21 protein-coding genes are annotated in these 26194 nt (G+C 72.0%); 10 read left to right on the forward strand and 11 right to left on the reverse strand.

Annotated features, from left to right (window positions below; translation table 11 throughout):
• Positions 1-16: 16 nt before the first annotated feature.
• The 5 genes from OG259_RS35940 to OG259_RS35960 form a co-directional block, all read right to left on the reverse strand.
• On the reverse strand, positions 17-952 hold the full coding sequence (locus OG259_RS35940; protein WP_328946040.1) for an ABC transporter permease: 936 nt from the start codon (positions 950-952) through the stop codon (positions 17-19).
• Positions 949-2058, reverse strand: a complete 1110-nt coding sequence (locus OG259_RS35945; protein ID WP_328946041.1) for an ATP-binding cassette domain-containing protein — start codon at positions 2056-2058, stop codon at positions 949-951. Before OG259_RS35945 ends, OG259_RS35940 begins: the two co-directional genes overlap by 4 nt.
• A 129-nt stretch (positions 2059-2187) precedes the next feature.
• Positions 2188-2343 carry a VenA family class IV lanthipeptide gene (locus tag OG259_RS35950; RefSeq protein ID WP_328946042.1) on the reverse strand — a complete coding sequence of 52 codons (156 nt, stop codon included), beginning with the start codon at positions 2341-2343 and terminating at the stop codon, positions 2188-2190.
• A 45-nt stretch (positions 2344-2388) separates the two neighbouring features.
• Entirely contained in the window at positions 2389-5118 is a 2730-nt protein-coding gene (lanL, locus tag OG259_RS35955) for a class IV lanthionine synthetase LanL (protein ID WP_328946043.1), read from the reverse strand.
• A 334-nt stretch (positions 5119-5452) separates the two neighbouring features.
• Complete coding sequence (locus OG259_RS35960; protein ID WP_328946044.1) at positions 5453-6247, reverse strand: SDR family NAD(P)-dependent oxidoreductase; 795 nt, start codon at positions 6245-6247, stop codon at positions 5453-5455.
• Between the two features lie 209 nt (positions 6248-6456).
• Here OG259_RS35960 and OG259_RS35965 point away from each other — a divergent pair, with 209 nt between their 5' ends.
• Complete coding sequence (locus tag OG259_RS35965; RefSeq protein ID WP_328946045.1) at positions 6457-7101, forward strand: SDR family NAD(P)-dependent oxidoreductase; 645 nt, start codon at positions 6457-6459, stop codon at positions 7099-7101.
• Positions 7102-7159: 58 nt separating this feature from the next.
• Here the strand turns inward: OG259_RS35965 and OG259_RS35970 are convergent, their stop codons facing one another.
• The 3 genes from OG259_RS35970 to OG259_RS35975 form a co-directional block, all read right to left on the reverse strand.
• The gene (locus OG259_RS35970) at positions 7160-8563 is read right to left on the reverse strand and encodes a sulfatase family protein (RefSeq protein WP_328946046.1); all 1404 of its coding nucleotides are present in this window, start codon (positions 8561-8563) and stop codon (positions 7160-7162) included.
• A gap of 97 nt (positions 8564-8660) precedes the next feature.
• Positions 8661-8753, reverse strand: coding sequence for a putative leader peptide (locus OG259_RS41855; RefSeq protein WP_353962716.1), 93 nt, complete (start codon positions 8751-8753; stop codon positions 8661-8663).
• 252 nt (positions 8754-9005) lie between these two features.
• The gene (locus tag OG259_RS35975) at positions 9006-10451 is read right to left on the reverse strand and encodes a purine-cytosine permease family protein (protein ID WP_328946047.1); all 1446 of its coding nucleotides are present in this window, start codon (positions 10449-10451) and stop codon (positions 9006-9008) included.
• Positions 10452-10765: 314 nt separating this feature from the next.
• On the opposite strand from OG259_RS35975, the gene OG259_RS35980 reads away from it, so the two are divergent.
• Together OG259_RS35980 and OG259_RS35985 are read left to right on the forward strand one after the other, a co-directional pair.
• Positions 10766-11245, forward strand: coding sequence for a hypothetical protein (locus tag OG259_RS35980; RefSeq protein WP_328946048.1), 480 nt, complete (start codon positions 10766-10768; stop codon positions 11243-11245).
• Between the two features lie 258 nt (positions 11246-11503).
• Positions 11504-12607, forward strand: coding sequence for a PP2C family protein-serine/threonine phosphatase (locus OG259_RS35985; protein WP_328946049.1), 1104 nt, complete (start codon positions 11504-11506; stop codon positions 12605-12607).
• 105 nt (positions 12608-12712) lie between these two features.
• Here OG259_RS35985 and OG259_RS35990 read toward each other — a convergent pair whose 3' ends face one another.
• Positions 12713-14236: a serine hydrolase domain-containing protein gene (locus OG259_RS35990; RefSeq protein ID WP_328946050.1), complete on the reverse strand. Its 1524-nt coding sequence runs from the start codon at positions 14234-14236 to the stop codon at positions 12713-12715.
• A gap of 80 nt (positions 14237-14316) precedes the next feature.
• Between OG259_RS35990 and OG259_RS35995 the strand changes: the two genes are divergently transcribed.
• The 7 genes from OG259_RS35995 (at position 14317) to OG259_RS36025 (ending at position 24211) form a co-directional block, all read left to right on the forward strand.
• Positions 14317-14958 (forward strand): TetR/AcrR family transcriptional regulator, encoded by a 642-nt coding sequence (locus tag OG259_RS35995; RefSeq protein ID WP_328946051.1) that lies wholly within the window; start codon positions 14317-14319, stop codon positions 14956-14958.
• A 255-nt stretch (positions 14959-15213) separates the two neighbouring features.
• Complete coding sequence (locus OG259_RS36000; protein WP_328946052.1) at positions 15214-16461, forward strand: ABC transporter substrate-binding protein; 1248 nt, start codon at positions 15214-15216, stop codon at positions 16459-16461.
• A 12-nt stretch (positions 16462-16473) separates the two neighbouring features.
• Positions 16474-19353 (forward strand): ABC transporter permease subunit, encoded by a 2880-nt coding sequence (locus OG259_RS36005; RefSeq protein ID WP_328946053.1) that lies wholly within the window; start codon positions 16474-16476, stop codon positions 19351-19353.
• The gene (locus OG259_RS36010) at positions 19350-20114 is read left to right on the forward strand and encodes an ABC transporter ATP-binding protein (protein WP_328946054.1); all 765 of its coding nucleotides are present in this window, start codon (positions 19350-19352) and stop codon (positions 20112-20114) included. Before OG259_RS36005 ends, OG259_RS36010 begins: the two co-directional genes overlap by 4 nt.
• A gap of 251 nt (positions 20115-20365) precedes the next feature.
• On the forward strand, positions 20366-21172 hold the full coding sequence (locus OG259_RS36015; protein WP_328946055.1) for a class I SAM-dependent methyltransferase: 807 nt from the start codon (positions 20366-20368) through the stop codon (positions 21170-21172).
• A gap of 291 nt (positions 21173-21463) precedes the next feature.
• A complete protein-coding gene (locus tag OG259_RS36020; RefSeq protein WP_328946056.1) occupies positions 21464-22654 on the forward strand; it encodes a PQQ-dependent sugar dehydrogenase in 1191 nt (396 codons plus the stop codon).
• A 129-nt stretch (positions 22655-22783) separates the two neighbouring features.
• Entirely contained in the window at positions 22784-24211 is a 1428-nt protein-coding gene (locus OG259_RS36025) for a lamin tail domain-containing protein (RefSeq protein ID WP_443052077.1), read from the forward strand.
• 192 nt (positions 24212-24403) lie between these two features.
• Here the strand turns inward: OG259_RS36025 and ppnP are convergent, their stop codons facing one another.
• Both ppnP and OG259_RS36035 read right to left on the reverse strand, forming a co-directional pair.
• On the reverse strand, positions 24404-24685 hold the full coding sequence (gene ppnP / locus OG259_RS36030) for a pyrimidine/purine nucleoside phosphorylase (RefSeq protein ID WP_328946057.1): 282 nt from the start codon (positions 24683-24685) through the stop codon (positions 24404-24406).
• Between the two features lie 136 nt (positions 24686-24821).
• Entirely contained in the window at positions 24822-26006 is a 1185-nt protein-coding gene (locus OG259_RS36035) for a serine hydrolase domain-containing protein (protein ID WP_328946058.1), read from the reverse strand.
• Positions 26007-26194 lie beyond the last annotated feature (188 nt).

Consider the following 26194-nt stretch of genomic DNA (forward strand, 5'->3'; position numbering starts at 1 on the left):
CGACCGGAGCGGTGCGTCATTCCGGACGGCTGAAGCGTCGCGCCGCCCAGAGCAGGGCGACGGCGCCGATGACGAGGAGGAGGCCCGCTTCGAGGGGGAGGGGAGGCTGCCGGCCGGCCCACTCGACGCCGGTGGTCGCCCGCTGGTCGGGTACGCGGTAGGCGATGCACCGGCGCAGGAGGTCCACGGCGAGGGCGAGGGGGTTGGCGCCGGCGAGCGTGTGGGCCCAGCCGGGCAGGGCCCGCAGGGGGAAGAAGCCGCCGGAGAGGAACAGCAGCGGCATCATGACCACGCCCAGGAGGGTATGGAACGTCTCCGCCCTGCGGAGGGACACGGCCAGGGTCAGGGCCAAGGCGGTGATCGTGAACGAGGCCAGGATCATGCCGCCGAGCAGCAGGACCAGGAGGATCGGGTCGTAGGGCAGGCCGACCGTGCCGACGAGGCCGAGCAGGAGAGCGCCTTGCGCAGTGGCGGTCATGGTGCCGCCCGCGCAGTGACCCAGGAGGAGGGTGGCGCGGCTGACGGGGGCCATGAGGAGCTCCCGCACGTAGCCGCTCTGCCGGTCGGTGATCAGACGGATGCCGACCATGATGGCCGGTGTCTGCACCGTCATCATCAGCATGCCGGGGAAGAGGTAGGTCTGGTAGCCGACGCCCAGTGAGGATCGGGGGATGAGGGCGGCGAGTCCGCCTCCCAGGACGAGGAGGTACAGCGTCGGGTGAAGCAGCATCAGCGCGGTGTGGGTGCGCTGGCCCGCCAGGCGCAGCAGGTCGCGGTGGACCAGGGCGTGGATCGCGCGCAGTTCGCGCCGGAGACGGGCCGCCCGCCCGCTGCCGCGGATGACGGAGTCGCCGGAGTCGCCGGAGTCGCCGGAGTCGCCGGGGGCGCCCGCGGCACCCGGGCCGTCGGGAGTGCCGACGGTGGCCGGGGCCTTCACGGTGAGGTCGGTCATCGGTGGCCGCCGGTTTCTGACGTGGTTGCGGACGACGGGGTGGGGGCCGTCGGCGTGTGGCCGGGCTCGGTGTCGAGACTGCGGCCGGTGTGGTGGAAGAAGACGTCGTCGAGCGTGGGCCGGGCCGCGGAAGCGGCGTGTACGGCGATGCCGTGGCGTTGCAGTGCCGCGCAGAGGCGCGGAATCCATGTGCTGCCGTCCGGCACCCGCAGGGAGACTCCGCCGGCGTCCGCGGTGACGGCCCGGTCCGGCGGAACGATGCCGCGCACGATCCGTAGCGCTGCCGGGTCGTCGCCCGTACGCAGGACCACCCGGTCGTCTCCGATCGCCGCCTTCAGCGCGAGGGGCGTGCCCCGCGCCACCACACGGCCGCGGTCGATGATGGCGATGCGATCGCAGTGCTCCGCCTCCTCCAGGTAGTGGGTGGTGACGAAGAGCGTGCTGCCGTCACGGTCGCGCAGCGCGCGCAGATGCTCCCAGACCCGGGCACGGGCGTGCGGGTCGAGGCCGGTGGTCGGCTCGTCCAGGAACAGCACCCGGGGGGAGTGCAGCAGGGCCCGGGCGATCTCCAGGCGCCGCCGCATGCCCCCCGACAGGGTGCGTACGGGGGAGCGCCGCCGGTCGGTCAGCCCGGCCGTCTCGAGTACCTCCGCGCCGCGCGAGCGGGCACGGCGGCCGGACAGCCCGTAGAGGCGTGCGTGGATGAACAGGTTCTGTTCGGCTGTCAGGTCCGCATCCAGAGCACTGTGCTGGAAGAGCATGCCGACGCGTCGCCGTACCTCGTGGGGCCGACCGAGCACGTCGACGCCGGCGACGGTGGCCTGACCGGCGGTGGGTCGGGCCAGGGCACACAGGACGGCGATGGTGGTGGACTTCCCGGCGCCGTTGGGCCCGAGGAAGGCGAACGTCTCGCCCTGCGGCACGTCCAGGTCCACGCCGCGCACGGCGAGGGTGGTCGTGCCGTGCGGGCCCGGATAGCTCTTGACCAGGCCGCGCGTGCTGATGGCGTACCCGGGCTCGGGAACGTGATGGGCGACGGCCGTGCCGGCGGCGGCCGTCCTGAGCGCTGTGGGGGCGAGGTCGTCGCCACCGGCGGTCGGTCGCACGGGGTCTGGTCGGTCCTCTTCACCGGCGGGTAGCTGCATGCGGTCGGGTCCTCTTCTACGGGTTCGCCCTGGGAACATCCGGTCGGCGGCTTCCCGGGTGGGCCGCCGACCGGATGGTGGGTGCCTGTCCTACGCGCAGCTGATGCCGATACAGACCGTGTTGAGGAGGGTCAGCAGGCCGACGCACTCACACGTCGCCGCGAACGGTGCTGCGTCGACACCGACCGGGTCGGTCTCCGGAAGGGCGTGGAGGTGGGCCAGCAGTTCGATGTCGTTGTTCTCCATGGGCTTCTCCTTCGTTCTGTGAGCCGGCGGCTGACGTGCTGCCGCTCAGACCGGCTGCTGGACCATCCAGTGCCGGGGGTCTGCGTGACGGATCCGCAGGAGGAAGGCCAGGATTCCGGCGGATCCGTCGCTCCAGCTGGTCGAGACGTCCCCGTACTCGTTGGGGAAGACCACCTGGGCATGGCGGTGGGCCCTCTCGCCGAGGATGAGGCGGGCCAGGTCCTCGGCCATGGTCCGGTGGACCGGGTCGCCCGTGGCGTCGGCCATGTCGAGGAGGAAGTCGCCGTTGCCCGCAAGGCCGTGGCACTGGGCCAGGGCGGCGCGGGAGGCGCGCTCCGTGACGGCGTACGTACTGCGGCGGGCGAGGTCGCCGAACCTTTCGTCCCCGGTGGCCTGCCACAGCCGGACGAGGAAGGTACCGATGCCCGCCGCGCCGTGGCACCAGTACGGGGCCGTGGGCAGGTCCGCGGACCGGGCGGGCCACTGGGCGGCCTCGCCGGTGAGTACGGCGCAGTCCAGCACGTGCTCACCGGCCTCCACCGCGAGGTCCATGTGCTCCGGGCGCCCCGAGACCCCAGCGGCGGCGAGGAGGAAGCAGCCGATGCCGGCCGTGCCGTGGGCGAAACCGAGGTAGCGTGTGCCGCCCTCCGAGGAGGCGGCTTCCGCGGGCACCGGCCAGCCCACTCCGGACCGGTCGCGCCGCGCCGCGGCGACCAGCCGGTCGGCCGCGTCGACGACCAGTTCGGCGAAGCGCGGATCACCGGTGCGGTGCCACAGGTGGACCGCGGCAAGCCCGCTCCCCGCGCTGCCGTGGGTGATGTCGTGATGGGGCGTCGACTGTTGCGGGGCCAGTGCCAGGGCCGACGCATGGTCAGTGAGCCCCTGGTCGTCCACGGCGTGCCCGGCGTCGTACAGCGCCCAGGCGGTACCGCGTCCACCGAAGTGCAGGCCGGGACGTGGGGAGCGGAGATCGGTGCGGCTCGCGATCCAGTGGCCCGCGGTGGAGATCAGCTCGGGCAGCCGGTCGTCGCCGGTGAGTTCCCAGTAGCGTGTCAGGACGGCCAGGACACCGGCCGCGCCCTGCTGCACGGTGCAGGGGTCGGCCTCCCCGGCCGTGGTGGACACGGGCCACAGTCGGCGCTCGTCCGCGGGACTCATCGAAGCGATGAGATGGTCCACGATCCCGGCCACCGCATCGTCCACACTCCCGGTGACCGCCTCGTGCCGGCCCCCACTCCGGCCGTCCTCGCGGCGGTCGCTGCGCGGAGTGCGTGGGGCGGAGCGGTTCCGTGGCAGCGACCGGCCCGCCTTCCGGAGGGCCTCGCGCGCGCGGGCAGGGTCCCACCGCTCGGCGGGGGCGTCCTTCATCAGCCCGAGAACCATCTCCGTGAGGCCGCCCGGCAGTCGAAGCGGCCCCGTGCACGCGGTGAGCCATGCGGCGAGCCGCTGCTCGGCGGCCCTGGTGGCGGGCTCCTCGGGCAGCAGGTTCGGTACCTTCCCGGCCAGCACGAAGCACGCGGTGGCACCGAGGCTGTAGTAGTCGCCCGTCGGGCTGACGGGCGCGTCCTCCAGGCGCTCGGGGGCACTGAAACCGGGGGTTCCCAGCCGGGTCGGCAGGGCGGCCTCGCCTTCCAGGACGGCGAGTTCGAGGTCGATGAGGCGCAGCCCTCCGTCCGGACGGACCATGACGTTGCCGGGTGTGAAATCCCTCAGGACGCAGCCTCGCGCGTGCGCCGCCGCGACCAGGTCCACCAGACGCCCGACCTGCGCCCGCGCGTCGACGCGGTAGCGATCCGCTCCGACGTCGCGGAAATGCTCGGCGACCCAGGTACGCAGAGGGACGCCCGGCACTTCCTCCTGGGCCAGGAAGAGGTGCTCGCCGTGCTCGAACAACGCCAGCGGTTCCGGAGCCAGCCCCGTGCCCTTGAGCTTCTCCAACGTCCGTGCCTCGGTGCGCAGCCAGTCACGGACGTCGCGGCCGGAGGCGTCGGCCTCCACGTGCGGCCGGGCCTCCTTGATCACCACGAGGGCACCCGTACGGACGTCGCTGCCCCGGTAGACGCCGCCCTTGTTGGTGTGCCGGATCGCCTCCCGTACCGCGAAGCGGCCACCGAGCAGCACCGGAGCACCCGCCCCTTCGGCCTCCGCCACCCGGCCCGCCGCGCGTGGGGCGCCGGGAACCGTGGAGGGGAAGGGGCAGACCGCCCAAGAGGGCGGAGAGTACTGGCCGGTGCGCCTGTCCTCCACGGGGTTGCCGTCGGGGTCCTCGATGAACCACACCAGCAGGCCGTCGTCCGAGAGTCGCCTCCGGCCGACGAACGAGCCGTATCGGTAGTGCACCAGCGACTTCACCGCGTACGGCTGGTCGGACAGGATCCGAGGACCGGCCAGCCCCGCCGTGGCCCCGTGCAGCTCGCGGGCGAGCCGGGCCGCCTCGACGTCGGAGCGCGGGTAGACGGTGATGAACTTGCCCGAGCTTCCCCGGGGCGTGGCACGGGAGTTGAGCGCACTCACCCGGTCCAGCGACCGGGCGAACTTGAACGCCGACTCCTCCCGCAGCAACACCTCCAGCGCCTTTTCGAGGACGGCCGACGCGGAGGCGGCCGTCGCCGACAGATGAAGCTTCCACCCCTGCTCGCGCCGTGTCCCCGACCCGGGCGTGACACGGCACCACATCTCGTCCGAGTCGGTCGCCCAACGCGCGTCCGTACCCGTGGTGTGCAGCGCCTTGCGGAGAAGGCCTTCCAGTTCGACTTCGGTAACCTGGCTCGTCATTCGCGTCCTTCTCGCCGGTGAGGTCCGCTGACCGGAACGTGCCCGACGGCATGACCGGACCAACACACCACCGCCCGTATTCACTTGATCCGGCGAGCGCACAGCGCGCCGGCGCGACTCACGGGTGCGCCCAGCGCAGAAACAGGCTCACGAATCTCCGACCCGGGACGCCTCCCACGCGCAGTGCCTGTGAGGCAGCCCCGTGGAGCACCCGCAGGTCGGAGCCGACGGGAAACGCGGCGGGCAACGAGCAATGAGCAACGAGAAAGCGGCGGGCAACGGGTAACGGGCACCGCGCAGCGAGCAAGTCGTCGCGCGGCCGCTGGTGTCTCCGCTACGGCAGGATCGAGTCGACGTACCCGCCGTCCACGCGCAGCGCGCCGCCGGTCGTGGCCGACGCGTACTCGGAGGCGAGGTACACCACCATGTGGGCGATCTCCTCGGGTTCGATGAGCCGCTGCAGCAGGGACTGCGGACGGTACTCGCGCATGAAGACGCGTTGTGCCTCGTCCCACGGCAGGGCCTGGTCCACCAGCTCGTACACGAACTGTTCCACGCCGCCCGTGTGCGTGGGCCCGGCGATGACGGAGTTCACGGTGACACCGGTCCCCGCCGCCTGCTTGGCGAAGCCGCGCGTGACCGCCAGAAGGGCTGTCTTGGACATGCCGTAGTGGATCATCTCGGCGGGGATCACCACCGCCGAGTCGCTCGCGATGTTCTGGATCCGCCCCCAGCCGCGCTCGCTCATGCCGGGGAGGTACTGACGGATGAGCCTCACCGCGGCCAGGACGTTCACCTCGAAGTAGCGCCGCCACTCGTCGTCGCTGATCTTCAGCGGGTCGGCCTCGCCGAAGATGCCGAGGTTGTTCACCAGGATGTCCACGTGCGGCAGCACCTCGGCGGCCAGCCGCGCGCCTTGCTCGGTGGCGACGTCGGCGACCACCGGAACCAGATCCGCGTCGGGGGCCTCGGCCCGCATGCTCGCGATGGCCTGCTCGACGCGTTCCTCGGTCCGCCCATTGACGCCGACGCGGGCTCCGGCCCGAGCCAGACCGGTGGCGATGGCGGCGCCGATCCCCTGGGTGGAGCCGGTGACCAGCGCGGTGCGTCGTGTCAGATCGATGAGCATGGCCGGGCGGGCTCCTTGCAGAACTCGATGGATGCGTCGGTCACCACTTCCCGTCCCCTTTACCCGCACGGTGACAGAGAGCATCGGCAATCCCTGCATCACCCTTCGTACGGCCCACTCGGCGCGACACGACGGCGCGCCCGGGGAAGACATGGTGGCCGAACGGAGTTGACCTCCTTGTCGTTGCACGCGGAGGAGAAGGAGCCGTCATGGCGGGAGCGTTGATCGTGGGGGCGGGGCCGGGGATAGGGCAGGCGGTGGCGCGGCGGTTCGCCCGGGAGGGGCTGCCGGTCGCCCTGATCGCGCGCACGAAGGAGACGGTGGTGGCGGCGGCCGAGTCCATCGGCCCTCTGGGGGTGCGGACCGTGCCCCTCACCGCCGACGCCGGCGACGAGACGGCCCTGCGCGCCGCCCTGGACACCGCCGCAGGTGAACTCGGCGAACCGGACGTCGTGGTCTACAACGCGGCCGTCATCCGACCCGACGCCGTCGGTGAACTCTCGCTCCGCGACCACGCGGACACCTACGCGGTCAACGTGCTCGGCGCCCTCACCGCCGCCGCACACATCCTGCCGGGGATGGCACGGCGCGGACGGGGAACCTTCGTCGTCACCGGCGGGATGCCCGAGATGAAGCCGCAGTACGTGAGTCTGTCCCTGGGCAAGGCCGGGGTGCGGGCTCTGGTCGAACTGCTCGACGCCGAGTACGGGCCGTCGGGTGTGCACGTCGCCACGGTCACCGTCGGCGGAGTCGTCGCACCCGGGACGGCGTACGACCCCGACGACATCGCCGAGCACTACTGGCGTCTGCACACCCAGCCGCACGACCAGTGGGAGCGCGAAGTGCTCCACTGAGCGTGCGGCTGGGTGTGCACCGGGTTGCCGACCTGCCGGAAGCGCGGGCCGGCACGGCTCAGTAGCGGAGCAGCCCCGCGTCGATCCGCTCCCAGGCTGCCCGCAGCTCGCCGAGCCGCGCCGGCTCGAACGCTGCCCGGTCCGCCTGCTCGCGGGAGTCCTCGGACAGATGGAAGAGCTGGTCGCGGCCGGTCTTGCCCCGGTAGTACTTCCAGTCACCGCGGCGCAGCGCCCGCTCGCCCCGCACCCGCCAGAAGAGATCCCGCTCGGGCACGTCGGCGCCGCGGAGCAGGTGTCCGGCGAGGCTGGTGCCGTCGAGGGGGTACGCGGGATGGGGGCGGGCTCCGGCCAGGTCGAGCAGGGTCGCCGTCCAGTCGGGAGTGAACACCGGCAGGTCGCTGACCTGGCCGCCGTCGATCCTGGCGGGCCAGCGCAGGATCGAGGGGACGCGGATGCCGCCTTCCTGGAGCGAGCCCTTGTTCCCGGCGAGCGGCCAGTTGTAGGAGAAGCGCTCGCCGCCGTTGTCGCTGGCGAAGAAGACGAGCGTGTCCTGCTCCTGGCCGGAGCGCTTCAGCGCCTTGAGGACCTGCCCGATCGAGCGGTCGAGGTCCTCGACCATCTCCTTGTACTTGCTGACGGAGCCGCCGTCCTGGTGCCAGAGGGCGGAGCGGTCTCCGGCCTTGATGCGGCGGACGATCTCGTCGCTCGCCTCCTTGTCGCCGTCGGCGATCCAAGGCCAGTGCGGGGTGGTGAAGTTCAGGTTGAGCAGCCAGGGCTTGTCATGGTCGCGGCTGACGTACTCGCCGGCCCGCTCGGTGAGGATCCGGGTGTAGTAGCGCAGGTCCTTGTACTCGGCATCGCCCTCGTAGAGGTCGTACTCGCCGCCGAGGCCGAGCTTGGAGTAGTACTCCAGGGCCCCGCCGAAGTTGCCGAAGAACTCGTCCCAGCCGGAGCGGGTGGGGGAGTAGTCGGGCAGGTAGCCGCAATGCCATTTGCCGATGAGGGCGGTGGCGTACCCGGAGTCCCGGAGGAGCGAGGCGAGCGTCGGATGCGTGGGTTCCAGGCCGACGGACTTGTCGGCGATCGGCTCGGCCAGCCCGCCCTTCGTACGGCCGGGATAGCGGCCGGTGTCGAGGCTGAAGCGGGTGGGGGAGCAGGTCGCGGAGCCGGAGTAGGCGTCGGTGAAGCGGACGCCCTCGCGGGAGAGACGGTCCAGGTGGGGGGTGCGGATGTGCGGGGAGCCGTACGAGGAGAGGTCGGCCCAGCCGAGGTCGTCGCCCAGGATGAAGAGGATGTTGGGCCGCCGTGAGTGGCGGCGCGGCTGCGCGGCTCGGAACGGCCGCTCCCGCGGGTCGGCGGCGGGGGCCGCTTGTGCGGCGGACGCGGTGGCTCCGAGAGCGGCGGCGGCCGCGGCACCGGCGGCGACCCCGCCGAGGGCACGGCGGGACAGGGGCGTGGACATACGGGTCTCCAGGAGGGCGTGCAGGCATGCCTCCGAGGCCCGGCGGGCGGGGTGAGCGGAGGAAGCGTGGGTGCGGGGCGAGGGGGAATGCGACCGGTCAGGGGCAGCGACAGACAGCGCTCGCGACACGGACGAGGTCCACGTGTCGGCGCTGGACGCGGGTGACCGAGCGGTCACGCAGGGGCTGCATGGGCCAGGAGTCTTGCCGAGACGGAGGGGGCCGTCAACGGCGTACGGGCAGGTCGACGCGCGTAGTTCGCATGATCGAAATGCCGGCGGACTCGCGGGATCTGCGTTCTGCGTGTCACGTCGCGCGCGGCTGTCGGCCCTGTTCCTTCTCCTACCGGTGTGGGCGGCGACGCGTCGGGCGGAGCGGTCGCTCCGCTCCCGCCCGACGCCGCCGCCCTCGGGGCGCATGTCGCACCCGTTGGACGAGTACGGGTCAGCCCACGGGCGCAGTCATGTCGTCGGCTTCGCTGACGGCCGGGTGGACGGTCTCCGCGGGCGGGTTGGCCGTGCGCCGCACCCACAGCCAGTACAGGGCCGCGGTGACCACGAGCCCCACGATCCACGAGATGTCGGCTCCGTCGAGCCTCTTGGTGAGCGCGCCGGTGTACAGCTTGGTGGCCAGGAACGGGATCTGGACCGCGACCCCCACGACGTAGCAGGTGAGGGCGGTGACGTTCCAGCGGCCGTAGCGGCCGTCCGGGTCGTACAGGGCGGGGATGTCGACGCGTTCGCGGGAGACCAGGTAGTAGTCGACCAGGTTGATCGCACTCCACGGGGTGAACACCATCAGGATCAGGAGCACGAAGTTCTTGAAGTTGCTCAGGAAGTCGTCGCTGGCCGCCAGCGCGATGACCATCGACACCGCGGTGAAGCCGACGATGTAGGCGGCGCGCGCGGCGGCCGAGATGCGCGAGCGGCCGTCGAACGCGGTGACGGTGGTCAGGATCGACATGAAGCCGCCGTAGGCGTTGAGGCAGTTGACCGTCAGCTTGCCGACCACGATCACCAGGTAGATCAGGAAGGCGAGGGCCACGGGCCCGGCCAGGTCGCCGAGGAAGCCCACCTGGTCGCTGAGGAAGGTCTTGCCCGCGACGGCGGCGGTGAGCGCCCCCAGCGTCATGGCCCACTGGGAGCCGATGACCGAGCCGGCGAACGTGGACCAGAACGTCGCACGCGTACTGGTGTCGCGCGGCAGGTAGCGCGAGTAGTCGGCGACGTACGGGCCGAAGGTCAGCTGCCAGCCGGCGCCGAGCCCCACGGCGAGGAGGAAGGTCGCCGTCTCGAAGCCCTTGTTCCCGATGTGCGCGCCGACGTCGTACTGCGTGAACAGCCGCACCAGCAGGTAGCCGAGGCCGAGTACGCCGACGACGGTGGCGATGCGGCCCGCGATGTGGATGAGGCGGTAGCCGGTGACCGCGACCACGGCGGTCAGCGCGCCGAAGATGAGGATGCCGGCGTCCGTGTTGTCGATGTGCAGCATCTCGGACAACGCCTGGCCGGCCAGGACGCTGCCGGTCGCGGCGAAGCCGAGGTACATCAGGATCACCAACAGCAGGGGCAGGACCGCCCCGTGGACGCCGAACTGGGCCCGGCTGGAGATCATCTGCGGGACGCCGAGCCGCGGTCCCTGCGCGGAGTGCAGCGCCATCACGATGCCACCGAGCAGGTTGCCTAGCAGCAACGCGGGTATCGCCCACAGCGCGTCGGCGCCGAACACGACGGCCAGCGCGCCGTCGACGATGGCGGTGATCTGCATGTTGGCGCCGAACCACAAGGTGAACTGGCTACGCGGCGTGCCGTGCCGCTCGGCGTCGGGGATGACCTCGATGGTGCGAGTCTCCATCGAGAGTCGCTCCCCGGGGGTGTGCTGGACCGGCATGGTGGAGACCTCTCCCGCAGCGATTCCGGTGTGTCCGGGTGAAGCGCAGCCGTTGACAGTGCTGCGTGCGCCGAATCTCGCATAGGGTTGAACAGGTGGCAAGATCCTGAATGGAGAATTTCAAGACGGTCACCCGCAGCCTGCGGCCGGCCCGCCGCACCGGTGCCGGCCATGAACACGGGGGAAGACCTGGACGATTGAGCCTCGTGCCGACCGAAGTCCCATGTCAGCACCTGTTCTCACCCGTCCCGTGCTGAATCGGTGCTGACGGCAGCGCGTAGAACTCACGATCCCCCCACCGGAAAGGCCCCCTCATGCAGTTCGTCCTCGATCCGCCCCGCGGCGTGGCCCCCGTCCAGCTGGGCATGACGCTGGACGAAACGGTCGCCGCGGTCTCGGCATGGGGCGCGCCACGGGTGTACCCGGCCGACGCCGTGCGCGCCTTCGACCTGGTCTCCGTCGAGTACGACGGCATCGGCATCCAGGCGGCCCTCGAACGCGACCACCAGGTCACCGCCGTCACCATCTGGGGTCCGGACGAGGACGAGGACCCCGACGTCCAGGTCCTGCTGGACGGCCTCGACGTCTTCCGCGTCCCCGCCGACGAGATTCTCGCCCACGCGGCCCGGAAGGGCTGGCAGGTCGACAACGACGACCCACGAGCCCCCTCCATGCCCGGTGTCACGCTGGCCTTCACCCGGGACACCTCCCAGGAGGTGACGAGGGACGAGAACAGCCTGCCGGTCTACTTCACCTCCGTGCTCGTGGCCGACGAGAAATACCGGGAGAAGTGACGACGATCAGATGCCGGCAACCCTCGCGCCCTCCATGCGCCGACCTGCACAGATGACCGCAGAGGGTGGTCTGACCTGCGGCTTTGCTCTTTTCTGGAGCTTTCGCGGTGACGCTGCTCCGTGCAGTCGATGCTCCCTGGCCGCTCCCCGGAGCGGCTTCGTTCTCCCCGGGTTCTCCGTTGATGACAGCCTGCCCCAGGACCGGAGCGGCGGGTGCCGTGGAGTGCGCGGCTTACTCCGGCGTAGGAGCCTGGTGGTGTGGTGAAGCCAAGGGAGACGGCGACCGGCGCGTACCGGCGGAGCTGGTTGCGAGGGGCCCCGCCGCCTCGCTGGGTGCGGGTCCTGCCCGTGCTGCTGCTCGTCGGGGTCGGTGCGGCCTCCCTCACCGAATCCGTTCCGGTGGACATCGGCTTCCTGCTCGGCGCGGTGCCTCCGCTGGCCGTTCTGGCCTACGGGCCGTTGGCCACGGCGTTCCTCGGTGCCGCGACGATCGGGCTGCTGACCGTTCCCCTCTTCCATCTGGACCAGCCCGGCAACACCGACCTCTTCACCCTCGGCTTCGTGGCGACCCTGAGCGTCTTCGTCTCCTTCGTACGGGGGCGCCGGGACGAGCAGCTCGACCTGGAACGTACCGTCGCCGAGACGGCCCAACGGGCCATCGTCCCGGATGTACGGCGGCGGGTCGGGCCCGTGTGCTGCGCGAGCCTGTACCGCGCCGCGGAGCGCGGCACGCTGGTGGGAGGCGATTTCTTCGACGTCCGGCCCGGCCCCCACGGGGTGCGGGCGGTCCTCGGCGACGTGCAGGGGCACGGTCTGTCGGCCGTCGCGACGGTCGCCTCCGTGATGGGTGCGTTCCGCGAGGCCGTGCTGGACGATGTGGACGCGGAGTCGATCGCGGCGCGGCTGGACCGCAGGCTCGTGGTCGACTCGGCGGGGAAGGAGCACGCGGAACTCTTCGCCACGGCCGTCCTCCTGGACTTCGCTCCGCGCGGGCGGCAGGTCCGCGTCCTGGCCTGCGGGCATCCTCCGCCGGTCCTGCTGCGCGGCGGAGCCGTGAGCACCCTGGAACTCGATCCCGGGCCGCCCCTGGGACTGGGCCTCGCCGACGTCATGCCCGGAACCGCCGCCACGGCGACGCTCCTGCCGGGGGACCGGCTGCTCCTGGCGTCGGACGGTGTCCTGGAGGCACGGGACGCCTCCGGCGCCTTCTACCCCTTCGTCGAGCGTCTGGCAGGGATGACGGGTGTCGGCCTGGACGAGTTGCCCGACGAGATCTGGGCCGACCTGAGCGGCTTCGCCCCCAAGATCCAGGACGACGTCACGCTCCTGATCCTCACCTTGGACGCCTCCGGGCCGGGCTGACGAGACAGAGCCCCGGCCCCGCGAACGACCGGTCGGGAGCCCCGGCACCGGGCCGCGTCACCGGGGCGCACGCCTGGCACCGGGGAGGGCGCGGAGGAGTGTGCCTCACCGGCCCACCGGTAGGGGCTCGTCCCGACCGTGCCTGACCGGGGCGTTCCACCTCCGGGTGTACAGGCGTGCGAGCCGCAGTGCGGTGATGGAGGCGCCGGCGACGGTTGCCCCGCAGAAGGTGACGAACACGTCGGGTGTCCAGGTCCACAGGGCCCTGGGGCCGATGAGGGTGAGAGCCGTGGTCAGGGCGATTGCGGGCAGGGTGCCGGCCAGGCACCACAGGACGGTCGGGAGGATCCGGAGGGCTGTGGGGCGGCGCAGCAGTCGAATGGAGTGGAAGGTCTCCAGCAGGAGACCGAGGGTCAGGGCGGTGAGGCCCCAGATGGTGACGGAGTAAGCCGCTGCGGAGGGCGCGTCGGTGGGGGTGTCGCCGCCGGCCAGGATGCGGGCGGCGCCGAAGCCGACCTCCATGACGGCCTCGTCGTGAAGGAGGCCGTGGAGGTTCTGCTGGAGGACGAGGGCGATGTTCTGCTCGGGCAGGAGGAAGAGCATGGCGGAGTAGCCCGGTGTGGCGCCGGTGTGCCAGATCGCGGTGTCGAGCGGGGGCTTCAGGCCCCCGACGCGCCAGCCGAGTCCGTAGCCGGTGCCGGCGCCGGACGGGTGGAGACGGCCCGGTTCCCGCATGAGGCGGACGGACTCGGGAGTGAGAACCGTCGCCCCGTCGCCGGCCTTCCCCGATCGGAGCTGGAGGGAGGCGAAGGCGGCGAGGTCGTCGAGGTCCCCGCCGGTGTACCCGTAGGCGGCGCCCGCGTCGTCCACGCCGTCGACGATGGCGGACGGTACGCCCCACAGGAGTTGGTGTCCGGGCGGCAGGTCGCGCCGGCGGGCGGCTGCCCGGTCGGCGATCGCCCCGTCCATGCCGGCCGGTCCGAGGACACTCTTTCGGAGATGATCGGCGAAGGAGAGCCCCGTCGTGGACTCGACCACGGCGGCCAGTACGAGGTAGTTGGCACTGGTGTAGGCGTAGGTGCTGCCCGGTCGGCGGAGCGGCGTCACGTCGTCGAGGGCGGCGATGCGCTCCGCCGCACCCGGGCAGTCGGCGTCGACGCAGTCGGCGACCTCGAAGGTGGCTGACGCGGGGAGGCCCGCGGTCTGCGCGAGCAAGTGGCGGACCGTGACCTGAGAGGCGTGGTCCGTGCCGCCGAAGCGGAAGGCCGGAAGGTGGTCGACAACCCGGTCGTCGAGGCCGACGCGGCCGTCCTGGACGAGCGTCATCACGGCGCTCGCGGCGATCGGCTTCGCGACCGAGCCCCACAGGAACGGCGTTGCGGTCGTGACCCGTTCGCCGTGTCCGTCCGTACCCCAGGCGCGCGAGTGGACCGGCCCGTCGGGCCCGACCACGGCGTAGGCGAGTCCGGGTGTGCGGGTGGCCTCCATCCGCTCGCGCACGTAGGCGTCGATCGTCGCGAAGCGGCCGGACGGGGCGGCGTCGGCACCGGCTGCCGCCGGTGCCTGACCTAACGTCACGAGGCAGAGCAGGAGCGCGGCGGCGGCCACGCGTCGGAACGAGCTGGGCATGGCGGTACTCGCCCTTTCGTCGGACGGAAGGATAACCGTATGGAGATACGGTTATAACCGTACGCTGGTACGGTTATCAAGTGCCGAGAACCGCTGATCACGAGGAACGCCACCGCCAGATCGCCGACGCCGTAAGCCGGTTGATCGCGGAGCACGGGCTGGACGCCGTGACGGTCGCCCGCACGGCCGCCGCCGCGGGCATGTCCGTCGGGCTCGTCCAGCACTACTTCCGGAACAAGGACGAGATGCTCCTCCACGCGTTCCGGCAGGTCTCGGCCTGTATCCGCGCTCGCGCCGAGCAGAGCATCAGGGACGGGGTCGAGCACAGGCGGCCGATCGCCCGGGTGATGGCCGAGGTGATGACCGAGTACATCCCCCTGGATGAGGCCCGCCGTGCCGAGTACCGGGTCGCCCGCGCGTTCGCCGGCCGTGCCCTCGATGCCCCCGCCCTCGCCGAGGTGGATACCGAGACCGCCCGGAAGCTGCGCGAGGACATCGCGCGGGCCGTCCACAACGGCAAAGAGTGCGGAGAGGTCGACGAGGGCCTGGACCCGGTGCCGGCCGCCGTGCGTCTGGCGGCTGTGATGGAAGGCCTCGCACTCCAGGTCTATCGCGAGCCCGACGGCGTCGCGGGAGTGCCTGCGGCCCGGTTGGTGGGACCCGTGCTCGACGCCGAACTCGCCGCCGTCTTCACCGGCGAGTGCCGCCAGTACGAGACGTGAGGGAGCCGGGTCCCCGGCCGAAGAGGTGCCCTCGGCAGTCTCCGACCGGAGAGGCGTCCTCGGCGACGGTCGGGGCGGGGGAACGCTCTCGGTTTTGGCGGACTTGATCCGGGAGCGCCGATCCGTCGGGGGCCCCGGGAGCCCCGGCTCCGGTGGCGGGCCCAATTCTGATGCATCGTCAAATGACGCTGTATCAGTTATTGACGGTTCATCGGTTCGGTCACAGAATGCGGTCACCCGACGGAGGGATCGCTTGTGCCTCGACCGTTGCGCGTCATCGCCGCCACCTTCGCCCTGCTCCTCGTCACTGCCTGCAACTCCGCCTCCAGCGGCGGAAGCGGCTCCTCCTCCGTACGCGGAGTCACCGCCGACACGATCAAGGTCGGCGGCATCGTCTCCATGACGACCGCCAGCGGCTATTCCAAGAAGGACACCGACCTCGGCGCCCGGGCCCGCTACGACCGGGCCAACGCCGAGGGTGGGATCAACGGGCGGAAGATCGAGTACCTGGGGGCCGAGGACGACGGCCAGGACCCCGGCAGGAACCTGGCAGCGGCCCGCAAACTCGTCCAGCAGGACAAGGTCTTCGCCGTTTCCCCCATGAGCTCGGTGACCTTCGCCGGGGCCGACTTCCTCGACGCCCAGAAGGTCCCGACGGTGGGTTGGGGCACGCTCCCCTCGTTCTGCGGGCCGGCGCACCTCTACGGCTTCAACGGCTGCCTCGTCCCGACGCCCGGCGGCACGCTCAACCAGACCTGGCCCGAGGGCCTCGCGGCCGTCCTCGGCGGCGCGCGCGGCAAGTCGGTCGCGCTGATCGCCGGCGACAACGACGCCGGCAAGTTCGGCATCCGCACCTTCACCCAGGGCTTCAAGGCGGCCGGCTTCCAGGTCGCCTACGCCAAGGCCGTGGTGCCGGCGACCTCGATGCCGAGCGACTGGTCGGCGTACACCAAGGAGATCCTCCGCTCGGGCCCCGGCGGCGGCGCACCCGACGCCGTGATCTCGGTGATGCAGACGCCGTACAACATCGGTCTGTTCACCGCGCTCAAGCGGTCCGGCTACAAGGGCGTCATCTCCGACCCGACGGACTACGACCCCGGGCTGCTCGCGAAGGACGCGACGAAGCAGGCCCTCGACGGGGTGCACGTGCTGCTGCAGTTCCAGCCCTTCGAGGCGGACACCCCCGCGATGCGGCAGTTCAAGGCCGACATCGAGAAGGCCGCCGGGGGCAAGGACATACCCCTCAACATGCACATGATGACGGGGTACATGAGCGCCGACCTCTTCCTCGCGATCGCCGGGAAGGCCGGCAAGGACCTGACCGTCGAGTCCTTCCAGAAGGCCGCCGCCGGGTTCGCCGACACCGGGACCCTCGTGGGCGACCGCGCCGAGCCCAAGGGGCAGAAGGAGAGCTTCGGCTGCGGGGCGCTCGTCCGACTGAGGAACGGGCGGTACGAGGTGGCGGTGCCGTTCAAGTGCTATCCGCCGATCCCCTTCGGCTGAGGGGCGCGCCACGTGGGTGACCTGCTGGGCTTCGTCCTGAGCGGGCTGGTCTCGGGCGCGCTGTACGCGCTGCTCGCGACCGGCCTCGTGCTGTCCTACTCCGCCTCCGGGCTCTTCAACTTCGCACACGGCGCAACGGCCTATCTGTGCGCGCTGGCGTTCTACGAGCTCCACTCCGGCTTCGGCTGGCCGGCCGTCCCCACCGCTCTCCTCCTGGTGTTCGTGGTGGCGCCCGGTCTCGGCTGGGGCTTGGACCGGCTGATGTTCAGAAAACTGGCCAAGGTCGGCGAGACCGCGCAGATCGTGGCCACCATCGGTCTGCTGGTCGCGCTGCCCGCGGCCGGACTGTGGTCGGTCGAACTCCTGGAGCGGGCGGGCGCCCCGGTCCTGCCCGCCGAGAACCAGTTCGGGCTGCCGGGCGTCGGGCCGAGCCCCGCGGTGTCCTGGCAGCCGCTCGACGGTGTCGGCATCGACTCCGACCAGCTGATCACCTGGATCGCCACCGCCCTCGCGGCGGCCGGCCTGTGGGTCCTGATGCGGCGCACCCGGCTCGGCCTGCTGCTGCGGGCGGCGGTCGACAACCGCGCGCTGACCGAGCTGCGCGGCATCAGCGCGGACCGGATGTCCTCGACCGCGTGGATGCTGTCGTCCGGTCTCGCCGGCCTCGCCGGTGTCCTCGCGACCCCGCTGCTCGGGCTCTCCGCGCACGACTACACGCTGTTCCTGTTCGTCTCGGCCACCGCGGCGGTCCTCGGACGCTTCGCGTCGGTGCCGCTCGCCTTCGCGGGCGGCCTCGGGCTCGGGGTGCTGCAGAACCTGGTGGCGGGATACGCGTCGTTCGCCGACGGCATCACCGGCTTCCGTACCGCCGTACCGTTCCTCATCCTCTTCGCCGGCCTCGTCGTCCTCGCACAGCGTCGGCGCGCGGCGGGCACGGCGGCCGCGGACCCACCGCCGGTGGACTATCTCGCCGGGAAGGGGTGGGGCCGCCGCTGGGGCGCGTGGGTGGTCGCCGGCGCGCTCCTGGGCGCGGCGTTCTACACCGTCACCACCCCCTTCTGGAGCGGGATCCTGACCCAAGGGCTCGCGATCGGGCTCGTGTTCATGTCGTTCACGGTGGTCACCGGCCTCGGCGCGATGGTGTCCCTCGCCCAGGCGACGTTCGTGACCGGCGCCGCCCTGGTCGCGGGGCTGCTGATGAGCCACGGCTGGCCCTTCGTCGCCGCCGCGGCGGTCGGCACGGCGGCGGCGGCCCTGCTCGGCGCGGTGGTCGCGCTGCCCGCCCTGCGACTGGGGGGCAGATCACTGGCGCTGGCGACCCTGGCGCTCGCCTTCCTGGCGGACCAGGTGCTCTTCCAGCTCGGGTGGCTGCGCAACGGCGACACGGGGTGGGAGATCCCGCGTCCGGTGGCCGGACCCGTGGACCTGGGCGACGACCGGGCCATGGGGCTGGCGCTCGTGCTGCTCAGCGGGGTGCTCGTCGCTGCGCTGACCTGGCTGCGCGGCTCCCGCTGGGGCCGGGCCATGCTGGCGGTCCGCTCGGCCCCGGAGGCCGCCGCGGCGTCGGGGGTGTCGGTGGTACGGACGAAGCTCCTGCTGTTCACGGTGTCGGCGGGCCTCGCGGGCTTCGGAGGGGTGCTCTACGCCTCGTACAACACCAGGATCACGGCGACGGACTTCACGGCGATGACGGGCCTGGTGTGGCTGGCGGTCGTCGTCGCGGCGGGGGTGCGCAGGCCGCAGTTCGCGGTGGTGGCGGGGCTGGTCTTCGCGGTGGTCCCGCACCTGATGGCGACGTACGTGACGGAGTCCGCGCATCTGCCGGTGATCCTCTTCGGCCTGGCGGGGCTCGCGCTGGCCAACGACCCGGACGGCTACTGCGCAGCACTGCCGTCGAGGCGAGCGGCCCGGCGCGCCGTGAAACGGGGGGCTACGGCGTGGGGGGCGGTGGCACGACCGGCCGCGCCGAGGACCTCGCCCCTCAAGGAGCGGGGGGACCCACAAGTCCCGGAACAGGCGGCAAGCCCCCGGCGCCCGGAAGGCGGCGGCGGCACGCCACAACGCATCGCCGGAGGCACCGCTCGGGTCGGCGACGGCCCCTCCGAGCCGCACCTCGCGTCGCGGACGTCCGAGTCGTACGTGGGCGGCGCCGGGGGCATCGCCCCCGCGTCGGGCGGCGGACCCGGCGAGGCGCCGAACGCGCTCGAACTGAGCGGCGTCCACGCCGGGTACGGTGGCGCGCCGGTGCTGCACGGCGTGGATCTCGTGGTGCGCGGGGGCGAGGTGCTGGTGCTGCTCGGGCCCAACGGGGCCGGGAAATCCACCCTCTGCCGGGTCGCGGCGGGCCTGCTGCGGCCGGCCGGTGGTCTCGTGCGGGTGGGCGGTGAGGACGCCACCCGCGACGTGGCGGTCACCCGGGCCCGTCGGGGGGTGCGGCTGGCTCCCGAGGGGCGGGGGATCTTCGCCGGGCTGTCGATCGAGGAGAACCTGACCCTGCAGCTGCCGGGAGCGGAGGACCGGGACGCCGTGTACGCCCGGTTCCCCACGCTCGCCGCCCGCCGTGCCGTCGCCGCCGGATCCCTGTCGGGCGGCGAACAGCAGCTTCTCGCCCTCGCCCCGCTCCTCCAGCGGCCACCGGCGGTCCTCGTCGCCGACGAACCGTCCCTCGGCCTCGCGCCGCTCGTCGTGGACGAGGTCTTCCGCCTCCTGACCGAACTACGCGACCACGGAACCGGGTTGGTCCTCGTGGAGGAGAAGGCGGCCGAGGTGCTCGGCATCGCCGACACCGTCGCGTACCTCGCACAGGGCGAGATCGCCTGGTCCGGGCCACGGTCCGAGGTGGACCGGGACCGGCTCGCCGAGGCCTACCTGGGGACGGGAGTCCGCCGATGAGCCACCCTCTGCTCCGGGCGAGCGGGATAGACGTCCGCTTCGGCGGCGTCCACGCCCTGCGCGACGTGACCGTCTCCGTCGGCCCCGGTGAGATCTGCGGTCTCATCGGCCCGAACGGAGCGGGGAAGACGACGTTCTTCGATGTGGTGTCGGGGATACGGAGGCCGGACGCGGGGACGGTCGCGTACGACGGCACGGACATCACCCGACGATCTCCCGTCTGGCGAGGTCGGCACGGCATCCGCCGTACGTTCCAACGCCAGCAGCTCTTCGGTCAGTTGACCGTCGCGGACAATCTCGTCGTGGCACAGGACTGGCGGGGTGGAGTACGGCCCGCCGCGCGCCGCCGTCGGGAGCGGGCCGCCGCCGTGCTCCACGAGTGCGGGCTCGACGCACTCGCCGACTCGTACGCGGGTGGCCTGCCCGTCGGACAGGCCCGCATGGTCGAGCTGGCCCGCGCGCTCGCCGATCCGCCCCGGATCCTGCTCCTGGACGAGCCCGCATCCGGCACGACCGCCGAGGAGCGCCGCAAACTGGCCGCCGTCATACGGCACATGGCCGACGAGGAGAACTGCGCGGTGCTGCTCGTCGAGCACGACGTCGCCTTCGTGATGGAGCTGTGTTCACGTGTGGTGGTGCTCGACCTCGGCCGGGTTCTCGCCGAAGGAACGCCGGCCGCGGTCCACGCCGACCCGGCGGTGCGGGAGGCGTACCTCGGCGCGGGGCCGGGGAGCACGGAAAGCGATCACCCTGGTCGTTGACGCCGGGGAGGCGGGCTGCCGCGCCATCGGCACCGCCTCGATCCACGAGGGCCTGGACCAGGCCGATCCGACTCCTTCCCTCCTACCGGGCGCTGGGACCGCGCTTCCCGATACCACCGTCCGCACCCCGGCCTCGGCGTACCCCGGCGCGTGCGTCCTTTCGGGTCGGGTGGGGCGGGGCGCCGTCGACAGGGGTGGCTCGGGGCGTCAGACTGTTCGCGGAGGTGACGCGGGTGGTGGAACCGGTGGAAATGCGGGCTGCTGTTCGGGAGACGTACGGTCCGGCCGACCTCAGTTCGGTCCCGGTGTTCGCCGGAGGGTTCATCAACTTCGGGTACTGGCGCTCGATCGACCTCGCCGGGCCGCTCACCGTCGACGACCGGGTCCGCAGCCAGGAGGACCTGTACCGGCAGGTGCTCGACGCCGCCGGCCCCCTCGCCGGCCGACGGATCGTCGAGGTCGGCTGTGGGCTCGGGGTCGGCTGCGCGCTCGCCCTGCGCGAGTACCGACCGGAGCAGGTGACCGGTATGGACATCCATCCGCAACAGCTGGACCGCGCCCGCCAGGCCAACGCGGACCTGCTGGAAGCCTCGCCGTCGGGGCTCCGGTTCGTCCGTGGTGCGGCGGAGGGGATGCCGTTCGGTGACGGCGAGTTCGATGGTGTCTACAGCGTCGAGGCCGCCCAGCACTTCGACGACATGGTCGCCTTCACCCAGGAGGCGGCCCGGGTGCTGCGGCCCGGCGGGCGGGTGGTCGTCGCCAGCTTCTTCACCCCGGACGACGACCCGGACCACGGAGCCCGGCTCGCGTCGTACCTGGAGACGTTCGCCGACGGGCTGGACATCGCGCGTCCCGTCACGCTCGTGACCGACGCGTTCACCCGGGCGGGCCTGACGGACGCGGAGGCCGTGTCCATCGGGCCGGACGTGTGGCAGGGCTGGGACCGCTGGCTGTCCGACCAGTGGAAGCCGGGCACATGGCCGCGTAACTTCCTGAAGGCCTACGAGCAGGGCAACCTCGACTACTACATCGTCACGGCCACCCGCCCGCAGGCCTGATCCCAGGTCCCGGGACCGCCCGCAGGCCTGATCCCGGGTCCGGGCGCAGAGCTGGTCAAGGAACCCTGGCACAGACCTGATCCCGGAACCCGGATCAGCCGTCGCGCGCCCCCGCCGCCCAAGAGGGGCGCGCGCTTGGCCTATACCAATTGCTCGACTCCCCGTAGTCTCCTCCGTGGCCAGCGGTACCCCTTCCCCCACCCCGGTTGCGTGCTGGCGCGGGCGACGCCGACCCCACACACTGCCCCGAGCAGCCGGGTTCCCCCATTCGCCGCCTCCAGGAGGATCACGGTGAACGTTCGCACGAGAAGCTCGGCGATCATCTGCACCCTCGGTCTCGTCACCTCCCTCGCCCTCGCCACGGCCTTCGCGGAGGACGGTGGCGCCCGACAGCCGGTCGCGAAGGCCGCTCAGGTCGCTCCGGTCGCAAAGGCGGCCGAGGCCGCGAAGGTCGCGAAGATCACGCTCACCCCTGTCGCCACGGCGCGCAATCCGATCGCCGGTGCCGCCGGTCCCGGTGGCACGATCTGGATCGCGGAACGGGCGGGTACGGTACGGGTGTTGGGTGCCCATGGGCTCGGCGAGCCGGTGCTCGACATCTCCGCCGAGACCACCACTGACGGTGAACGCGGCCTCCTCGGCATCGCGTTCGACAACGCACGCACGCACCTCTACATCTCGTACACGAATCTCGAAGGCACCAGCACCATCGACGAGTTCGCCGTACGGAAGGGCAAGCTCCGGCCGGAGACCCGGCGCACCGTCCTCACCCAGACGCAGCCGTACGCGAACCACAACGGCGGCGACATCAAGTTCGGGCCCGACGGATACCTCTACGTCGCGTTCGGAGACGGAGGCGCGGGCGGCGACCCGCACGGCAACGGCCAGAACCTCGACACACTGCTGGGCAAGTTGCTGCGCATCGACCCGCGCGGAGGCAAGCCGTACGCGATCCCCTCGGACAACCCCTTCGTCGACGACCCGGACGCGAAGGACGAGATCTGGGCGTACGGGCTGCGCAACCCGTGGCGGTTCTCGTTCGACTCGCGCACGGGTGACCTGCTGATCGGTGACGTCGGCCAGAACGACTGGGAGGAGATCGACTGGGCGCCCGCGAGGAGCAAGGGCGGCGAGAACTACGGCTGGTCCCGGATGGAGGGCACCCACCCCTTCCGGGGCGGCACGGAGCCCGCGAACCACGTGCGCCCGATCCACGAGTACGCCCGCACCGGCCTCGGCTGCGCGGTGACCGGCGGGTTCGTCTACCGGGGGAGCGCGATCCCGGCCCTCAAGGGGCAGTACGTGTTCAGCGACTACTGCGACGGCACCATCCGTTCCCTCGCGCTGAAGAACGGCAAGGTGACCGGGGTGAACGACCTCGTCGTCAACGGTGGCGAAGTCATCTCGTTCGTGGAGGGCCGTGCGGGCGAGCTGTACGTCCTCGCGCTGGGCGGCGACATCGCCCGCATCGACCCGGCGTAGCCGACGAGCGCCGTGCCGTCCGGCGTTCGACGGGCGTTCACATGACAACAGGTCGGACGCCGACCGGCGTTCGGCGGTGGGCGTGAGTCTCGTGACGCCCCTTCGCCACTCTCTCAGGACGGACCCGCCGTGCTCGTAGTACGCGCTCCCCGGGGGCGCCACCGCCTCGCCCCGATCCGCCTCGCCGTCGCCGGTGTCTCGCTGTTCGCCGCCGCGACGCTGGCCGCCCCGGCCGCGCACGCCGCCCCGGCGGACGACATCCGCATCAACGAGGTGGTGACCACCGGCAGCGTCGACGACTCGATCGAGCTGTTCAACAAGGGCACGGCCGCGGTCGACATCTCCGGCTGGATCCTCAAGGACGACGACGCGAGCCACACGTTCGCGGTCCCGTCCGGGACCACGCTCGCACCGGGGACGGCGCGCGCGTTCGCCGTGGCCGCGGCGTTCGGCCTCGGTTCCAGTGACAAGGCCCGCCTCTACCTGCCGGGCGGCAGCACCCTCGTCGACAGCTACAGCTGGAGCGCCCACTCGGCTCCGTCCTGGTCGCGCTGCCCCGACGGCACGGGCGCCTTCAAGAAGGCGGCCCTGACGCTGGGCGCGCCGAACGACTGCGGTTCCGGGGGCGGTACGGGCCCGGCGTCCTGGCCCGGCGGCAGCTCGGTGACGACGGCCGACGGGTCCGACGTCTTCGGCGAGGACCTCAGCGGCCTGTACCAGGAGGGCTCCGTCCTCTGGGCCGCACAGAACTCCGGCACGCTGTGGCGCCTGGTCCGCGACGGCTCCGGCGGCTGGCGTCCGGACACCGCCGACGGCTGGACCTCCGGCAAGTCGCTGCGCTACCCCGGCGGGAGCGGCAGCCCCGACAGCGAGGCCGTCACCCTGACCGCCGCCGGCGCCGCGGGCGGCGCGTACGTCGCGACCGAGCGCAACGGCGACGCCTCCGGCACCAGCCGCCTGTCCGTCCTCCGCTACGAGGTCGCCACCGGCACCGGCAGCGCCCTGACCGCCACGAAGGAGTGGAACCTGACCGCCGGTCTGCCGGCCGTGGGCTCCAACCTCGGCTTCGAGGCGATCACCTGGATCCCCGACACCACCCTCGTCGCGGCCGGCTTCAAGGACGAGTCGACCGGCGCGGCCTATGACCCGAACCGGTACGGCACGCACACCGGCGGCGTGTTCCTGCTCGGCGTGGAGGGCACCGGCGCGGTCCACGCGTACGTCCTCCAGGACAGCGGCACCGCCACCCGCGTCGCCACGATCGCGAGCGGCATGGCCGGCGTGATGGAGCTCCAGTGGGAGCCGCAGGCCGCCCGCTTGTGGACGGTCTGCGACGACACCTGCGGGGGCCGGCACGGGACGATGAAGATCGGCAGCTCGGGCACGTTCGCCCCGGCCGCCACCTACCAGCGCCCGAGCGGCATGCCCGACCTCAACAACGAGGGCTTCGCCGTATCCGGCGCCGACGAGTGCGTCGGCGGCACCAAGCCCGTGTACTGGGCGGACGACAGCAACACCAGCGGCCACGCGCTGCGCAGGGGCACCGTCGACTGCTGAGCCTCGACATGTCGGCCGGCCTCCAGCATCAACTGCCCCACGTTCGTCCCGGGGGATACCGGGCAGAGGGCGCCCCTGGGCCTGGACGGCTTCAAGGCCTGCGGGCCGCCGCGACGACCCGCGTCGCGGTCGGCCTCACGGGCGACCAGGTCCAGGCTGTCGGCCGGCGGACCGGCCACGCTGCACAGTGGCTCAGCGGTATTCGCAGAGGTAGGCGGTCTCGACCGCGACCTTGAGCTGGAACGTGCTGTTGCCCGGGACCTTGAAGTGGCCACCAGCGGCGAAGGTCTCCCAATCCGCGGCGTCAGGCAGCTTGACGGTCAGGGCGCCACTGACCACGTGCATGATTTCCGGGGCGGCGGTACCGAACTCGTACTCGCCGGGAGCCATGACACCGATGGTCGCCGGGCCTTGCTCCTGGGTGAAGGCGATCGACTTGACCGTGCCATCGAAGTATTCGTTGACCTTGAACACGGGAATCCTCCTGGAAGGCGAGCGGACAGGGGAGGCCGACTCGTCGCGCGCTGGTTGCGGTACGGAGAGTCTATGGGCCGTGATCAACGACCTCGGCCCGGCTGTCCGGCAGCGGCGCGCGGTCCCGCCGTGCATGTCACCCGTCCTTGAGGAGGGCGCAGGCGAAGTCCTCCTGGACGGTGCGCAGCAGGGCGAGCAGGGCGGGCTTGTTGCTGGGGCTGGTCTGGGTGTTGATGGAGAAGGTCAGGGAGCGGGTGCCGTCGGGGGTGGTGGCGGCGAGCTGGGTGTAGCCGGCGGTGTTCCCGGTGTGGCCGTAGAGCACGCCGCAGCGGGTGGTGTACTGGAAGATCGCCAGCCCGGCGGCGTTCGTGCCGGGTCCCGGCGGCTCGGAGGAGTCGCCGGGGCGGAAGGCGAGTTGCGCCTCGCGGGTCCGGTCCGAGAGCAGCGCGGGGCCGCCGTACGCGCGAATGAAGGCGCCGAGGTCTCTGGGGGTGGAGACGATGCCGCCCGAGGCCCAGGCTCCGGACGCGCCGAAGGTCTCGCTCACGTCCTCGGGCGCGGCCGGCGGGGCGACCGCGTAGCCGTGCAGGAAGGGCCGCGGGAGCCGGTAGCCCAGCGGGAGGCTGGTGCGGCGCAGGCCCAGGGGCCGGTTCACGAGCTCGTCGAGGAGCTTCTCGTACGGGCGGCCGGTCGCGGCCTCCGCCATGAGCGCGACCGCGATGTTGTCGGAGTTGGAGTACTCGTACAGGGAACCGGGGCGGAAGAGCAGCGGTTTGTCGGCGACGAAGTCCAGGAGCCGGCGCGGGTCGAAGACGTGGCGGGGGTCGGCGATGAGGATGGCCCTGAATTCGGGGTCGGCGGAGTAGTCGGGCAGGCCGCTGGTGTGTGCCAGGAGCTGGCGCAGCGTCACCGCACCCCAGGCCGCGGGCTGTCCCGGTAGCCGTTCGGCGATGGTGTCGTCGAGGGAGAGTCGGCCCTGATCGACGAGCCGGAGGGCGACGGCGCCGCTGAACGCCTTGGCGGCGCTGGCGATCCGCATGTGGTCGTCGGGGCGCGGCGGGCGGCCGGTGGCGATGTCGCCGACGCCGGCGGTGTACACCTGCGTACGGTCACCCTTGGTGAGCAGGGCGATCACCCCGGGCGGCCCGTCGTCCTGGGCCACGAGCCGGTCCAGCTGCCGCTGCAGGCGCTGGTCGTGCCGCGGCGGGCCGCCGTCGGTGGCCTGCGCGGGCTGGAGCAGCGTCGCGCTGAGTGCGGCGGCGGTGAGTGCGGTGGCGGACAGTGCGGTGCGCAGGCGGCGGCCGCGGGTGCGGGTGGGCACGTGCGGATCTCCCTGGGTGCGGTGGGCGGCGGGCCTGCGCCCCGGCCCTGAGCCGGGCCGCGAGACCCGATCGGGGCATCTGCCTGCCTAGCAGGCCGGGAGCCGTACGGCTTCGCGGCACGCCCCGACCAGGGCCGGTCGGCGGACGTGCCTCACCGATACGGGCGTCACCCGACCCGCGCGTACAC

Source organism: Streptomyces sp. NBC_00250 (assembly GCF_036192275.1).
Lineage (GTDB): Bacteria > Actinomycetota > Actinomycetes > Streptomycetales > Streptomycetaceae > Streptomyces.